Source organism: Streptomyces sp. CBMA291 (assembly GCF_014596525.1).
In the GTDB taxonomy this organism is placed as follows: Bacteria; Actinomycetota; Actinomycetes; order Streptomycetales; family Streptomycetaceae; genus Streptomyces.
Genome location: NZ_MSJP01000034.1, coordinates 95,298 through 109,886 on the forward strand (window position 1 = coordinate 95,298; position 14,589 = coordinate 109,886).

The following is a 14,589-nucleotide window of genomic DNA, read 5'->3' on the forward strand; positions in this document are numbered from 1 at the left end:
GCCCGCAGGTCGCCTCCCGGCACGGTCTGCGGACCGGCTCGCCGCCCGGCCCTCGATGCGGCCGAGGGCCGCTCACGCGAGGGTGAGCAGTCCTTCCTGGAGCAGTCTGCGGACCAGGACGAGTCGGCCCTCGACGTCGAGCCGGCCGGTCACGTCCCGCGCCGTGAACGGGCCCCGGGCATCGAGCACGTACCGCAGCTCCGTCTCGATCCGGGCGGGCAGCCGCACCACCTTGCCGTGGAACTCCAGGTGGAGCCCGGAGTCCTGCGGGGTGAGCGACCACAGCAGCTCGGAGCGGCGCCGGATCCGGGTGTCGGGGCCGAGGGTGCGCAGCGCCTCCAGGTCGAGCAGGTGCCCGTCCAGGACCGGGCGGCGGCCGACCAGGGCGCGGCTCGCGGCCCGTTCGACCAGGTCCGCCGGGTTCGCGGTGGCGGCCACGGAGGCGAGGAGTTCCGCCAGGGTGGCGGCGGCCTCGGTCCGCAGCTCCGGGTCGAGCGCGAAGCCGGGCGGCAGCGCGCCCCGGTAGCGCGGGTCGTCCGCGATCGCCCGGTCCAGGGCGTCCTTCAGTACGGTCGACCAGAGCACCGGCAGGACGCCGAGCGTGATGTGCAGCGAGGCCTCGTCGTTGGAGGTGGCGTCGTGCACGGTGCCGCGCGGCATGTACATCAGATCGCCGGGCCGCAGGTCGAACTCGCGGACCGGTGCGCCGGGGCCTTCCTTGGGTCTGCGGTACGGCTGGTTCGCGAGCGGCAGGGTGTCGGGGGACTCGTAGAGCCGCCAGTGCTTCGACCCCCACACCTGGAGCACGAAGACGTCGTGGGTGTCGTAGTGACTGGTGAGTCCCTGGGCTCCGGCCGGGGTGAGATAGGCGTTCGCCTGGAATCCGGCGCTGAACTCGCCGGACAGTGTGCGGCAGAGTCGGCCGAGCGGTTCCCAGCGTTCGTGCAGGAACTTGAAGACGACGGTCGAGCCGCGCCGGTAGAGGTCGTAGAGGACTTCGAGGCCATTGCTCGGTCCGCCCGGCCCCGAGGCCGCCATTTCCACGAGCGGAATCTCCTGCCCGTTCACGACGACCTTCAGCTCCGAGGAACGCACACTGGAGGTGGAGAGAATGTGGTCGACATCGTGAAAACTGAGCGAGGCCGCATAGTGGTCCGGGTTCTCCCGGTGGACGACGAGCGGTTTTCGTTCCCAGTACGTGTTCTTGAACTCGGCTGGGGTGACGGGGGACAGAAGGCTGCCGAGGCCGAGCGAAGGCTGCGCCGCCAGGGGCGCAGCCTTCCACCCGCCGTGGGTCACGGCCATGCGGTCAGATCACCGGGTCCGACGGGTCGTTGTCGGCGATGACGATGACCGGGTCGGTCGGGTCGTTGTCCGAGATCACGAAATCGGGCGTCGCGATCGGGGACTGCGAGACCTCGATTTCCTCGGGCCGCAGCGAATTGCGCTCTTCCATGTTCTCTCCCGTTGCTTCCAGGTGCTTCAGGAACTCCGTACTTCTGTGCGGAGCGGGGTAGATCCTCGTCAGCGCCGAGGAGTGGTGTCAACGCCGTCTGAAGGGCTGTCCAATTGTGGTACGGGGCTGTTCGCGTCCATTCTTCGGTGCATTCGTGTCAGGAGTTCCACGACATTCCTGACGTCCGGCGGGGCTCGGCGGAGACATCGCTGAAACGTGGCGAGGTCTATACCGGAGTGGGCACGAGGTGCCCGGGGGGCGGCAGGAGGAGGGGATAACGGTGATCCGTCACGCGAGTGCGGCAGAGCGCCACCGGGCCGTACGGGAGGTGCTCGCCGGGCGGCCGGTCGGCGAGGTCGCCCGGCGGCACGGCGTCTCGCGCCAGACGCTGTACGTCTGGCGGCAGCGCTACGCAGCCCACGGCGAGGGCGGTCTGCGGGACCGGTCACGGCGTCCCCATCGGAGCCCCGCGCGGATCGACCCCTCCGTGGAGGCGCTGATCTGCTCGCTGCGGGAACGGCATCCCGACTGGGGCGCGGGGCGCCTGTGCGCCGCCCTTGAGGACCTCGGCGTGACCGCCCCGCCCTCGCGTTCCACCGTCCACCGGGTCCTCGTGCGCAACCGGCTGCTGGCGTCGGGCTCGCCGGCGGTCCCGTCCGCCGCGGGGCCCGCGCCGGGGGGCCGGGGGAACCTCGGCGGGCTGATCGCGGCGGCGCGGGAGGTCCTGGACCGGCTCGGCAGCGTGCTCGGCGGTCTGGAGGAGCCGGACGGGGCGCGGACGGATCCGGACGGGAAGCGGAACGGGGAGGGGGACGGGGCGGAGCACGGCGGAAGGGGCGGCGAGGGAGTGGCGGGGAACCCGCCACCGCCCCGGCTCTTCGCCATGCCCCCGTCAACTATCTCCCGCCACTGCACGGTCATCCCGCGACCGCGCGAGATGCCGTCCCCCGAGCGCCCGTTGGCCGATTCGTTTCACCCGGGGTCCACGGACTGAGACCGTTTCGGAGCGCGCCCCGATCGGCCGTTCCCGGGCCGACGGCTCTCCCGGGCCGGTTCCGGGCACGGAGAAGCGGCCGGGACCCGTCTCCGGAGTCCCGGCCGCACGGAAGGCGCGTGGGGGTTACGGCTTCGGCAGCGTGCAGCCCGCGCGGTTGAGGTCGATCACGTTTCCGGGGCCGACGCACGGGACGATGATGTAGGTCTGCTGGGCGTAGTTGATGCCCTGGCGGACCGTGACGGCGCCGTTCTGGTCGACCTCGCAGGGGTTGTTCAGGGTGCAGGTGCCGCCGCTCTCGTTCCCCGTGTTGTTGACGGCGACGACCTTGCCGGTGGTCGTGTCGATCACCGGGGAGCCGGAGGTGCCGCCGATGGTGTTGCAGGACGAGGTGTAGCGGACCGAGTCCTTCCAGGTCCAGGCGTCTTCCTTGAGCCGGTAGGCGAACCCGTCGACGTTGCAGCTGTAGGTGCTCTTCCAGTACCCGGAGACCACCTTGATCGACGCTCCCTGGGCCGGGCGGACGGTGTCGAGGGTGAGCGCGCCGATCCCGTACTGGGTCTGGATCTGCTGGTACGTCTTGGTGAGCCGGTAGACCGATATGTCGGTGTCGGTCATCGTGGCGTACAGGATCCGGTTGGCCTGGAGCGTGCCGACCTTGGTCGCGGTCGAGTTGAGCAGCGAGAAGGTGCGGCTGGACGCCTGGTCCTTGACGACCTGTCCGGCTCCCGGCATGCCGGACTCCAGGCAGTGCCCGTTGGAGAGCACGAGCGCGGGGTCGGTCGGCAGCGAGGCGGGGGTGCGTACGAGGGAGCCGGAGCAGTTGCTGAGCGCGACCGTTCCCGCGAAGTCGACGGCGGTGGGCGCCACGGCCTTGGGCGCCTCGTCCCGAGGTGCGGACGCCATGGCCGGAGCGGCGGCCGCTCCGGCGAGGGTCAGGGCGAGCAGGGTGCCGATGAGAGGCTTCTTCATGTGGGGGGTCCCCTCCGATGTCCGATGTCCGATGCCCGATGACGGTGCGACGGAAGTTCTTTTTGTCATGCACATTGTCGAAACCTCGTGCGCGGCTGGCAAGAGGGCGTACGGCACCGGGGAGGCACCCGGGGCGGATGCGGCCGGCGGGAGGGCGTACGACCTCGGACACCCGGGGGGCCCGCGCGCCCGCCGGGATCCGAGAGGCCCCAGGGGTGCGAGAGACATGAGGGGTGCGAGAGGCGCGAGGATGCAAGGCGGGCGAGGGACACGAGAGGCACGGCCTAGCGGCGGACCCTGGGCATGCCCAGGCCGATCCAGGAGATGATCTCCCGCTGGATCTCGTTGTTGCCGCCGCCGAAGGTGAAGACGACCGCCGAACGGTAGCCGCGCTCCAGCTCGCCGTGGAGCACCGCGCCCGCCGAGCCCTCCTTGAGGGCGCCCGCCGCCGCCACGACCTCCATCAGGGCCGCGTAGGCGTCGCGGCGCGCCTCGGAGCCGTAGACCTTGACCGCCGACGCGTCCTGCGGGGTGAGCGTGGCGTCCTGGACGGCGCTCACCATCCGCCAGTTGAGGAGCTTCATCGCGTCGAGCCGGGCATGGGTGCGGGCCAGGGTGCGCCGGACCCAGGGGAGGTCGATCACCCGTCGGCCGTCGGCGAGCGGTGTCGCGGCGGCCCAGCGTTGCACGTCGTGGAGCGCGCGGATCGCCATCGTGCCGTGCGCGGCCAGGGTGACCCGCTCGTGGTTGAGCTGATTGGTGATCAGGCGCCAGCCCTTGTTCTCCTCGCCGACCCGGTGCGAGGCGGGGACCCGCACGTCGTCGTAGTGGCTCGCGGTCGTGTCGTGCGAGGCGAGGGTGTCGATGATCGTGCAGGAGTAGCCGGGATCGCTCGTCGGGACCAGGAGCATCGTGATCCCCTGGTGCGGCGCGGCTTCCGGATCGGTGCGCACCGCGAGCCACACCCAGTCGGCGGTGTCGCCGTTCGTGGTCCAGATCTTCTGCCCGTCGACCCTGTACGTCCCGGACGTCACGTCACCCTCCCGGACCGCGCGGGTCTTCAGGGCGGCCAGGTCGGTGCCCGCGTCCGGCTCGCTGTAGCCGATGGCGAAGTCGATCTCGCCCGCGAGGATGCGTGGCAGGAAGTACGCCTTCTGCGCCTCGGTGCCGAAGCGCATGAGCGTGGGGCCGACCGTGTTCAGAGCCATCAGCGGGAGCGGTACGCCCGCCTGCGCCGCCTCGTCGAAAAAAATGAACTGCTCCACCGGGGTGAGCCCGCTCCCGCCGTACTCGGTCGGCCAGCCCACGCCGAGCCTGCCGTCCGCGCCGAGCCGCCGTACGGTCGCCCGGTAGAAGCGCTTCTGCGCGGCCGGGTCCGCGTACCGGGCGTGGACGTCGTCCGGGACCAGCTCGGCGAAGTAGGCCCGCAGTTCGGCGCGCAGGCTGTTCTGGGCGGGCGTGTACGCGAGGTGCATGGAGCCTCCCGGGATACGGTCCCGCGGCGCCCTCCGTGCGGTACGACGCGCGACGGCGGACACGGTAGAACGTGTTCCATGCGGGAGGAAGAGCCGGGACGGAGGCGGCCGGAAAGCCCCGGGAGGGGGCCCGGTCGACGCAGGCCCCCGGAACGGCCGGAGGCCCCGGTGCGGGGCGTGCCGCGCCGGGGCCTCCTCAGCGCGGGGTGGCCGGATCGCCTCCCCCCGCGTACAGCCTGCTCAGCCGTGGGTGCCGGGGGACACCATGGGCAGGTAGCCCGGCGTGCGCCAGGCCTTCAGACGCTGCTCCACCGCGGCCCCCAGCGAGAGCAGTCCGGCGTCCTGCCGGTCGCCCGCCATCAGGAGCAGTCCGACCGGGAGTTCGCCGACGAACCCGGCGGGCACGGAGAGCGAGGGGTATCCGGCGACCGCAGCCGGGGTGGAGGACGGGATCACGTCGTTGTCGCCGCGCGCGCAGTCGGTCGTCCAGGCGGGCGGGTTGGCCGGGGAGGCGATGGCGTCAAGCCGGTAGGCGGCCATGGTCTCGTCGATGGAACGCCGGGACAGGTTCTTCAGCTCGGCCCGCGCGGACCGGTACCCCGGGTCCGTCGTCGGCGGCGCGGCCAGGGACATCTCGAACAGTTCCTGTCCCTCGAAGCAGGTCCGCTCGGCCGGGGTCCGCCGGTTGAACTCGATCAGCCCGGCGAGGTCCCGGGGCCCCTTGCGGGTGGCCAGATAGGCGTCGATGTCCCGGTGGAACTCGGTGAGCAGCGCCGGGAACTCCAGCTCGGCCAGCCGGTCCTGGTACGGCGGAGTCACCTCGACGACCTGGGCTCCGGCGGCCCGCAGCCGGGCCGCGGTACTGGTCATCAGGGCGTCCACGTCGGCGCCGAGCGAGGGCAGCCGCCACAGACCGATCCGCTTGCCGCGCAGTCCGCCGTGGCCGGTGGCGGTGCCGGTGGCTCCCGTTCCCGCCGTGCCCGTTCCGGTGGTGCCCGCGACGCCCGAGACGTCCTGGCCGCTGAGGACCGAGAAGGCGAGGGCGGTGTCGACGACGTTGCGCGCCATGGGACCGGCTGTGTCCTGCTCGGCGGAGATCGGGACGACGCCGGACTGACTGACCAGGCCGAGGCTGGGCTTGTGGCCGACGACCCCGGTCATCCCGGCCGGACAGACGATGGAGCCGTCCGTCTCGGTGCCGATCGCGACCTGCGCGAGGGTCGAGGCGAGCGCGGCGGCCGAACCGGAGGACGAGCCGCACGGGTTGCGGTCGAGGACGTACGGGTTGCGGGTCTGACCGCCCACCGCCGACCAGCCCGATGTGGGCTTCGCCGCACGGAAGTTGGCCCACTCGGACAGGTTGGTCTTGCCGAGGATCACCGCGCCCGCCGCGCGCAGCCTGCGCACCAGCTCCGCGTCCTTGGCGGGCGGGCGTCCGGCGAGCGCCAGCGAACCCGCCGTCGTCGGCATGTCGTGGGTGTCGACGTTGTCCTTCAGGAGGACCGGGATTCCGTCGAGCGGTCCCCGGGTCCTGCCCAGGCGGTGCCGGACGTCGCTGGCGGCCGCCTCGCGCAGGGCCGTGGGGCTGGTGCGCAGGACCGCGTCGATCTTCGGGTCGATCTTCTCGATCCGTCGGAGGTACGCCTGGGTCAGGGCCGACGAGGTCAGGGAGCCGCGCTTCATGCGCGTCTGTAGTTCGGGGATCGTCGCCGTCTCCAGGTCCACGCCGTGCAGGAGCGTGGACTCGGCGAGGGACGGGGAACCCTGGGCGGCGAAGTCGGCGGCCACCGCACGCTGTCCCGGCACACCCGCCGTCAGAAGGGGGGTCATGGCCAGGGCCGCGGTCAGTATCGCGAGGCTTCTCTTCTTCATGGGGGACACCCCACTGTAGAAGAGCCGCCTGGCACAAGGGACTTCTGCGTCCCTCTGTGGTACATGAGGCGTCCGCGCAGGTGGCCGACGCTGGTACGGGGGCGGATGCGTGCGTCTTCGTCCGTGCCGTCGACGGGTAGCCGCCCTGGCCTGACGGGACCGACACCTCGCCCGTGATCACCCGGGCCGCGCGCCCTCCCCGTACACCGGCATCCGGTACGACCCATGCCGACGCCCGGAACGGCCTCGGATCACCGAGTCCATCACCCATTCATACGAAAGCCCCCCGCCGAACCCCCGGTCGGCTGCCCGCCTCGTCATCGGGCGGGCAGCCGGCGCTGCTTTTCGGCCATGTCCTGGGCGGGTCCGGGGTGTGTCTAGGGCAGCAGCTCCTCAAGGGAGGCGCGTCCCTTCTCCGCCATGAGCCGTTCCGCCCAGGCCAGGTTCTTCGGATTCACATCGCGTCCGGAGGCGAGGACCAGGTCCTCGGCCGTGAACTCGCCCTCCGACCCGGCGTGCAGCAGCCGGTCGGGGGTCGGGCGGTCCCCCGGGGACGTCTTGTCGGGCTCAGCGTTCATGCCGCCTCCTACGTGTTCTTCCGGCTCCCGCCATTCTCGTGTCCGGCCACCCGCACCGCATCCGGGGCCGGACTCCCTCCGAGCCCCCGGCCCCACGTCCGAGCCGGACTCCCCCTGAGCCCCCGGCCCCACCTCCGGAGCCGGACTCCCCCTGAGCCACCCGCACCACGTCCGGAGCCTGGCTCTCGTGGGCCCTCCGTGTCGACGCGATGTCGACGGCGGGCCGACGGGTGCGAGGAGAGTGAGGGCGCACCGGGAGGGCCCGCGCTCTCCCCCACCCCGTACCCGAGGAGCCTCCGTGTCCCCGTCCCGTCCCTCTTCCCTCCCCCTGCGGCGCCTGCGGGTGACCGCCGTCCACGCCCTCACCCCGCGTACCCGCCGCATCACCCTCGGCGGCCCCGACCTCGAAGGCTTCGCGCTCACCGGGCCCGACCAGCAGGTCAAGCTGTTCTTTCCCCGGCCCGGCCAATCCGAGCCGGTGCTGCCCGATCCCGGTGCCGACGGGGACGTCATGCGCTGGTACGCGGCCTTCGCCGCGCTCCCCGAACCACTGCGCCCCTGGATGCGGAGTTACACCCTGCGCGCCCACGACCCCGTGTCCGGGACCGTCGACATCGACTTCTTCCTGCACGGCGCACCGGACGGCGCGGGCGCCGACGCGGAAGGACCCGCCACCCGGTGGGCGCGGGCCGCCCGGCCCGGGGACGCCCTCGGGATGTTCGGCCCCTCGGCCGCCTTCGCGACGCCCGTCGACACCGCCTCGGGCGACTGGGTCCTCCTGTACGCCGACGCCTGCGCCCTGCCCGCGCTCGCCACCGTCGTGGCCGCCCTGCCGCCCGGACGGCGGGCGGTCGCCTACCTCCAGCTCCCGGACGAGGCCGAACGGCAGCCGCTGCCGACACCCGCCGATCTGACCGTACGCACCCTGGCCCCCGGCGCCTCGCCGGTCGACGCCCTGCGGGCCGACGCGCTGCCGGACGGGCACCCGTACGCCTGGCTCGCGGGCGAGGCGTCGGCCGTCCGGGCGCTGCGGCGGCACCTCGTGGCGGAGCGGGGCGTCGACCGGCGGGCGGTGCACTTCTCCGGGTACTGGCGTCACCGGCTCAGCCAGGACGACGCGCCGACCCCCGAGGACCTCGCGGAGGCCCGGGAACGGCTTGCGAACGGCTGAACCGGGCCCGGTTCACGGCCCCGGCGGGTCGCCCGGAGGGCGTACCGGAAGTGCGACGGCCCCGAGAGCGAGCGCCCCGCCCCGCTCGTGACCACACGGGCGTACCGCCGGGGTCCCGGCGCGCTCCTGATCGGCCCGCCTCGGCTCGGCCCGGCTCGGCCGGCGCGCGGGCTCGCCGTCCGGGCGCCGGGCGCGTTCCGCCTCCCGGGGTGGGGCGCCCTGGTGGGTTTCGCGGCGCCCGGGTGCCGTCCGGGCGCCGGGCGGGCCGATCAACCCGCGCCACGCCGTGCGACCGCCATGGCGTCGGCGGGGTGCGGGTTCGACAATGGGGAGGATGACCGAGGAAGACCGGCGTACGCGCAGCGGCGAGATCGGGCCCGCCGAATGGCTCGCCATGAACCGGACCGGCAGCTTCGACTGGGATCTCGACCGGGGCACCGTCGACGTCGACGAGTCGGGGCTGCTGGTCTTCGGGCTGGCCCCGGACGCCTACGACGGGCGTCCGGTGTCGCTCGTCGCCCGGCTCGACCCCGCCGAGCGGATCCGGCTTGAGCAGATCGTGCGCCGCGCGGTCACCGGCGGGAAGGTCGCGTTCACCGCGCACTTCCCCCTTCCGCAGGGCGACGGTTCCGTCCACTGGACGCATATCCAGGCGCGCATCCTGCGCTCGGCGGACGGACGGGCCCGGCGGATCGTCGGGTTCGTAAGGGACACCACCGCCGAGGTCACCCGGTTCGCCTTCGTGCAGGAGCTGGAGAAGCAGCGCGAGGTGCAGACGAGCATCGTCGAGCGGACGACGAACGCGCTGTCGCGGGCGGTCACCGTGGACGACGTGACGGCCGCCCTGACGGGCCCCGGGGGGCTCGCCCGGCTCGGCGCGGACGGTCTGGCCCTCGGCCTCGTGGAGAACGGCTCGCTCAACATCATCGCCCTCAGCGGCGACTCCCTCGACGTCTTCGACGACCTGCGGGTCCGCCGCATCGACCGGGACCTGCCGCTGGCGGAGGCGGTCCTGAGCGGACGGCCCCGGTTCGTGTCCTCGTTCCCCGCGCTCGCCCGGGACTTCCCCCGCCTCGCACCGTATCTGGAGCGGCTGGAGTTCCGGTCCGCCTGCTATCTGCCTCTGGTGGCGCAGGCACGGTCGCTCGGCGGGATGGCGCTGTTCTACCGGGGGCGCACGCCCTTCAACCCCGATGAGCGCAATCTCGCCCTCGGTCTCTCGGCGATCATCGCCCAGTCCCTCCAGCGGGCCATCCTCTTCGACGAGGAACGGGAGCTGGCGACCGGGCTCCAGGAGACGATGCTGCCGCGCCGCATCCCGGAGATCACCGGCGGCGAGATCGCGGTCCGCTACCACGCCGCCTGGAGCGGGCGGCAGGTCGGCGGCGACTGGTACGACGTGATCGCGCTGCCGCGCGGCCGGATCGGAATCGTCGTGGGCGACGTCCAGGGGCACGACACGCACGCCGCCGCCATCATGGGACAGCTCCGGATCGCCCTGCGCGCGTACGCGGGCGAGGGACACGCCCCTTCGACGGTCCTGGCGCGTGCCTCCCGTTTCCTCGCCGATCTGGACACCAACCGTTTCGCGACCTGTACGTACGCGCAGGTGGACCTGGCAGGAGGGACCCTGCGCGCGGTACGGGCCGGGCACCTGGGACCGCTGATCCGGCACACCGACGGCCGGGTCGGGCAGCCCAAGCTGCGGGGCGGGCTGCCGCTGGGGCTCGCGACCGTCTTCGGCGACGAGGAGTTCCCGGAGACCCGGCTCGACCTGGTGCCCGGGGAGACGCTCGTCCTGTGCACGGACGGGCTCGTCGAACAGCCCGGCGCTGACATCGCGACCGGTCTCGCCGCGCTTTCGGAGGCGGTGAGCAGCGGACCGCCGCAGGCGGAGGCGCTCGCCGACCACCTGTCGGAGCGGCTGTGGGAGCGCTGGGGCTCGGGTGACGACGTGGCTCTGCTGGTACTGCGGCGGAGCCCGGACCCGGGTACGCATCGGGCGCCCCGGATCCACCAGTACATCCACCAGGCCGATCCGCAGGGCCTCTCCGACGCGCGGGCGGCGGTCGGCCAGGCGTTGCGGGACTGGGGCATGCCGGAGCTGTCCGACGACGCCGAGCTGCTGACCGGCGAACTCCTCGTCAATGTGCTGCTGCACACGGAGGGCGGCGCGGTGCTGACCCTGGAGGTGCTGCCCGAGCCGGTGCGGCGGGTACGTCTCTCGGTGCAGGACCGGTCGAGTGCCTGGCCCCGTCGGCGTACCCCGGGCGAGGCGGCGACGTCGGGGCGGGGGCTGCTGCTGCTCGACGCGTTGGCCTCGCGATGGGGGGTCGAGCCGCGCGGCGAGGGCAAGGCGGTGTGGTGTGAGATCGGCCCGGCGCCCGTGCCGGGCGACGTTCCCGCGGACGGGGTCTGAGGACGCCCGCGGGCGGTGACCGAGGAGGTGGGCCGTGGATCCGGTGGCAGCCCTGCGACGCATCGCGTACCTGCTGGAGGGGGCCCGTGCGCCGGTGTACCGGGTACGGGCCTTCCGGACGGCCGCCGCCGCGCTCGACGCGCTGCCGCCGGGCGAGGCGGAGCGACGCGCGGCGGCGGGCACCCTGGAGGGGCTGAAGGGACTGGGGCCGAAGACGGCGGCGGTGGTACGGGAGGCCCTCGACGGCCGGGTCCCGGAGTATCTGGCCGACCTGGAGGCCGAGCTTGAGGACTCGCTGGGTACGGGCACCGGCCTTTCGGACGGCAAGGGCGAGGCCCTGCGGGCGGCGCTGCGCGGTGACTGCCATCTGCACTCGGACTGGTCGGACGGCGGGGCCTCGATCGAGGACATGGGCCGTGCCGCAGCGGAGCTGGGCCACGCGTGGGCGGTGCTCACGGATCATTCGCCCCGGCTCACGGTGGCGCGCGGTCTCTCGCCCGAGCGGCTGCGGGAGCAGCTGGAGGTGGTGGCGCGGCTCAACGAGGAGTGGGCGCCGTTCCGGCTGCTGACCGGGATCGAGGTGGACATCCTGGAGGACGGTTCGCTCGACCAGGAGCCCGAGCTGCTGGACCGGCTGGATCTGGTGGTGGGTTCGGTCCATTCGAAGCTGCGGATGGAGGCGGGGGCGATGACCCGCCGACTGGAACGGGCGGTACGCGATCCGCTGCTGGACGTCCTCGGGCACTGCACGGGACGGCTGGTGGCGGGCGGACGCCTGCGGCCCGAGTCGGAGTTCGACGCGGAGCGGGTGTTCGCCGCGTGTGCCGAGGCGGGCACGGCGGTGGAGATCAACAGCCGTCCGGAACGGCTCGATCCGCCGCGCAGGCTGCTGCGGCTCGCCGTGGCGGCGGGGACGTACTTCGCCGTGGACACGGACGCGCACGCGCCGGGCCAGCTGGCCTGGCAGATCCTGGGCTGCGCGAGGGCGGAGGAGTGCGGGGTCCCGGAGGAGCGGGTGATCAACACATGGGAGGTGGAGCGGTTGCGGGAGTGGACACGGGGGTAGGGCCCGCCTCCCGGACCGGACGGAGGGGGCCCACCGGACGGACCGGGTGGGCCGTGTGGACAGGACGGGCCGGGTGGATCGGGCGGAGCGGTCGGCCGGGGGGGGACCGGCCGGGCTGCGCGAACCAAGCGGGCCGTGCGGACCAGGCACGCGGGTCGGGTCGGGTCGGGTCGGGTCGGGTCGGGTCGGGTCGGGTCCGGGAACGTCGGCCGGTGGGTCAGGTGCGCTGCCAGACCGTGGTCGCGTTGCAGAACTCACGGATGCCGTGGGCGGCGAGTTCCCGGCCGTATCCGGAGCGTTTGATCCCGCCGAAGGGGAGCGCGGGGTGCGAGGCGGTCATCCCGTTGACGAAGACGCCGCCCGCCTCCAGGTCGCGGACGAAGAGGGCGACCTCCTCCTGGGAGCGGGTCCACACATTGGAGCTGAGGCCGAACGGCGAGTCGTTGGCGACGGCGACGGCCTCCTCGATGTCGCTCACCGGGTAGACCGTGGCGACCGGTCCGAAGGCCTCCTCCCGGTGGATGCGCATGCCGGGGGTGATGCCGGTGAGGACGGTGGGCCGGTAGTACCAGCCGGCGCGCAGCTCCGGTTCCTCGGGGCGGCGCCCGCCGCACAGGACGGTGGCCCCCAGGCTCACGGCGTCGTCGACGAGCGCCTCCAGATCGGCCCTGCCCTGTTGGGTGGCGAGGGGGCCGATGTCGGTGGACTCGTCGAGGGGGTCGCCGACGGACAGCGCGTTCATGGCGGCGGTGAAGCGCTCGGAGAAGTCGTCGTAGACGTCCTGGTGGACGATGAACCGCTTGGCGGCGATGCAGGACTGCCCGTTGTTCTGCACGCGCGCGGTGACGGCGGTCTTGACCGCGCCGACGATGTCGGCGGAGGGCATGACGACGAACGGGTCGCTGCCGCCGAGTTCCAGGACGGTCTTCTTCACCTCGTCGCCCGCGACGGCGGCGACGGCGCGCCCCGCGGGCTCGCTGCCGGTGAGGGTGGCGGCGACGATCCGCGGGTCCCGCAGCACTCCCTCGACCTCGCGGGAGCCGATCAGGAGGGGCTGGAAGCAGCCTTCGGGATACCCGGCGCGGCGGAAGAGGTCGCCGAGGTAGAGCGCGGTCCTCGGCACGTTGGAGGCGTGCTTGAGCAGACAGGTGTTGCCCGCCATGAGCGCGGGCGCGGCGAAGCGGACGACCTGCCAGAGCGGGAAGTTCCACGGCATGACGGCGAGGATCGGGCCGAGGGGCCGGTAGTGGACGCGGGCCGTTTCCGCGCCGGAGTCCCGGACGTCGCTCTCGGCGGGGTGCTCGTCGGCGAGGAGTTCCTCCGCGTGCCGGGCGTACCAGCGCATGGTCTTGGCGCACTTGGCCGCCTCCGCGCGGGCGGCGGCGATCGGTTTGCCCATCTCGACGGTCATCGTGCGGGCGATGTCCCCGTTGTCCTCGTCGAGCAGGGCGGCGGCGGCGCGCAGGAGCCGGGCGCGTTCGGCGAAGGGGGTGGTGCGGTAGTGGCGGTACGCCCGATGGGCGGCGGCGATCCGCCGCTCGACCTCGTCGGGCCCGTGGGCCTCGTAGGTGCGCAGTGTCTCGCCGGTCGCGGGGTTCACGCTGGCGATGCCCATGACCTGCCTCCTCGTGCCATCTCCCCCTCTCCGTAACCTTCCGTGAAGCGGGGCGCGGCGCAACAGGGGCGGGGCGCCGGGGTGAGCCGCGGGCCCGCCCGTACGGCATCCGGGGCGGGTCCTGTACGGCCTTCAAGACGGGTCCCGTGCGGCTCGGGGGCGGGGTCCTGCGCGGTTACATGGTGTTGACGATGAGACCGATGTGGGTGAAGTAGTTCAGTCCGCCGAAGAGCAGGAAGGCGATCCCGGCGAGGGCCCAGACGACCCCGACGACCTTGCTCGTCCAGGTCCTCGGCCTGCGCAGCGCGAAGGGGAAGAGCACCGCCCCGATGCCGACGAGGACGTAGAGCCCGGACATGAAGCTGGCCTCAAGCCACGGCCAGTCTGCGAACTCCCCGGAGATGGGCTCCTCGGGCGGCGCGGCGAACAGGGTGTACTTCCAGCCGGCGGCGGCGATCCCGAAGCAGGCCAGGCCCATGCCGAAGACGTACACCGAGATCGGCAGGGCGACCCGGACGGTCCGGTCCACCGGGTCCTGGGCGAGGAGGTCAGCGCCGCGTTTCCAGAGGTAGAGGGAGGCGGCGAGCAGGAAGACGCCGAAGGCCAGGGCGGGTTCGCCGAAGATGACGTTGTCGAACGGGAAGCCCTGCCCGGCCAGCGGCCAGGTCAGGGTCATGTGCAGTCCGGTGGTGACGAGGGTGAACCCGAGGGCGCCGAAGGCCAGCGCCCAGCCGTCCGGGGTGATGTCGCGTCGCTCGCCGAGGAGCTTGTGGCCGAGGGCCACCACGAGGAGCAGCCCGGCGCCCGCGGCCACGGACATGATCGTGTTGTACGTCGGCATCCGGGTCCAGTCGATCTTCAGACCGGATGCGGCGAGCGGCAGCGCGTACGGTGTCATGGATCAGGCATGGACCGTCACCGTCCGTCCCGAAACCGCGCGCCCGCCGACTTCACCCCGGTGGTCCCGTCTC

At 72.8% G+C, this 14,589-nt stretch carries 12 protein-coding genes; 4 read left to right on the plus strand and 8 right to left on the minus strand.

The genetic code is table 11. The features are described 5' to 3' along the window. Nucleotides 1–72: 72 nt before the first annotated feature. Together BU197_RS10105 and BU197_RS10110 are read right to left on the minus strand one after the other, a co-directional pair. The gene (locus BU197_RS10105) at nt 73–1,305 is read right to left on the minus strand and encodes a cupin domain-containing protein (protein WP_188267913.1); all 1,233 of its coding nucleotides are present in this window, start codon (nt 1,303–1,305) and stop codon (nt 73–75) included. Between the two features lie 4 nt (nt 1,306–1,309). After that, nucleotides 1,310–1,456 (minus strand): hypothetical protein, encoded by a 147-nt coding sequence (locus BU197_RS10110; RefSeq protein WP_188267914.1) that lies wholly within the window; start codon nt 1,454–1,456, stop codon nt 1,310–1,312. Between the two features lie 280 nt (nt 1,457–1,736). Between BU197_RS10110 and BU197_RS10115 the strand changes: the two genes are divergently transcribed. Next, nucleotides 1,737–2,450 carry a helix-turn-helix domain-containing protein gene (locus BU197_RS10115; RefSeq protein ID WP_188267915.1) on the plus strand — a complete coding sequence of 238 codons (714 nt, stop codon included), beginning with the start codon at nt 1,737–1,739 and terminating at the stop codon, nt 2,448–2,450. 126 nt (nt 2,451–2,576) lie between these two features. Here BU197_RS10115 and BU197_RS10120 read toward each other — a convergent pair whose 3' ends face one another. From BU197_RS10120 to BU197_RS10135, 4 genes are all read right to left on the minus strand, one after another. Next, a complete protein-coding gene (locus BU197_RS10120) occupies nt 2,577–3,422 on the minus strand; it encodes a serine protease (RefSeq protein WP_188267916.1) in 846 nt (281 codons plus the stop codon). 284 nt (nt 3,423–3,706) lie between these two features. Then, on the minus strand, nt 3,707–4,897 hold the full coding sequence (locus BU197_RS10125; protein ID WP_188267917.1) for an acyl-CoA dehydrogenase family protein: 1,191 nt from the start codon (nt 4,895–4,897) through the stop codon (nt 3,707–3,709). A 240-nt stretch (nt 4,898–5,137) separates the two neighbouring features. Further along, the gene (locus tag BU197_RS10130; protein ID WP_188267918.1) at nt 5,138–6,769 is read right to left on the minus strand and encodes an amidase; all 1,632 of its coding nucleotides are present in this window, start codon (nt 6,767–6,769) and stop codon (nt 5,138–5,140) included. Nucleotides 6,770–7,146: 377 nt separating this feature from the next. Next, entirely contained in the window at nt 7,147–7,347 is a 201-nt protein-coding gene (locus BU197_RS10135) for a hypothetical protein (RefSeq protein WP_188267919.1), read from the minus strand. A 298-nt stretch (nt 7,348–7,645) separates the two neighbouring features. On the opposite strand from BU197_RS10135, the gene BU197_RS10140 reads away from it, so the two are divergent. From BU197_RS10140 to BU197_RS10150, 3 genes are all read left to right on the plus strand, one after another. Continuing rightward, on the plus strand, nt 7,646–8,518 hold the full coding sequence (locus tag BU197_RS10140) for a siderophore-interacting protein (RefSeq protein WP_188267920.1): 873 nt from the start codon (nt 7,646–7,648) through the stop codon (nt 8,516–8,518). A 334-nt stretch (nt 8,519–8,852) separates the two neighbouring features. Then, on the plus strand, nt 8,853–10,937 hold the full coding sequence (locus BU197_RS10145; RefSeq protein WP_188267921.1) for a SpoIIE family protein phosphatase: 2,085 nt from the start codon (nt 8,853–8,855) through the stop codon (nt 10,935–10,937). Nucleotides 10,938–10,971: 34 nt separating this feature from the next. After that, a complete protein-coding gene (locus BU197_RS10150) occupies nt 10,972–12,003 on the plus strand; it encodes a PHP domain-containing protein (RefSeq protein ID WP_188267922.1) in 1,032 nt (343 codons plus the stop codon). 217 nt (nt 12,004–12,220) lie between these two features. Here the strand turns inward: BU197_RS10150 and BU197_RS10155 are convergent, their stop codons facing one another. Further along, the gene (locus BU197_RS10155) at nt 12,221–13,618 is read right to left on the minus strand and encodes an NADP-dependent succinic semialdehyde dehydrogenase (protein ID WP_188267923.1); all 1,398 of its coding nucleotides are present in this window, start codon (nt 13,616–13,618) and stop codon (nt 12,221–12,223) included. A 175-nt stretch (nt 13,619–13,793) separates the two neighbouring features. Next, nucleotides 13,794–14,516: a DUF981 domain-containing protein gene (locus BU197_RS10160; protein WP_188267924.1), complete on the minus strand. Its 723-nt coding sequence runs from the start codon at nt 14,514–14,516 to the stop codon at nt 13,794–13,796. Nucleotides 14,517–14,589 lie beyond the last annotated feature (73 nt).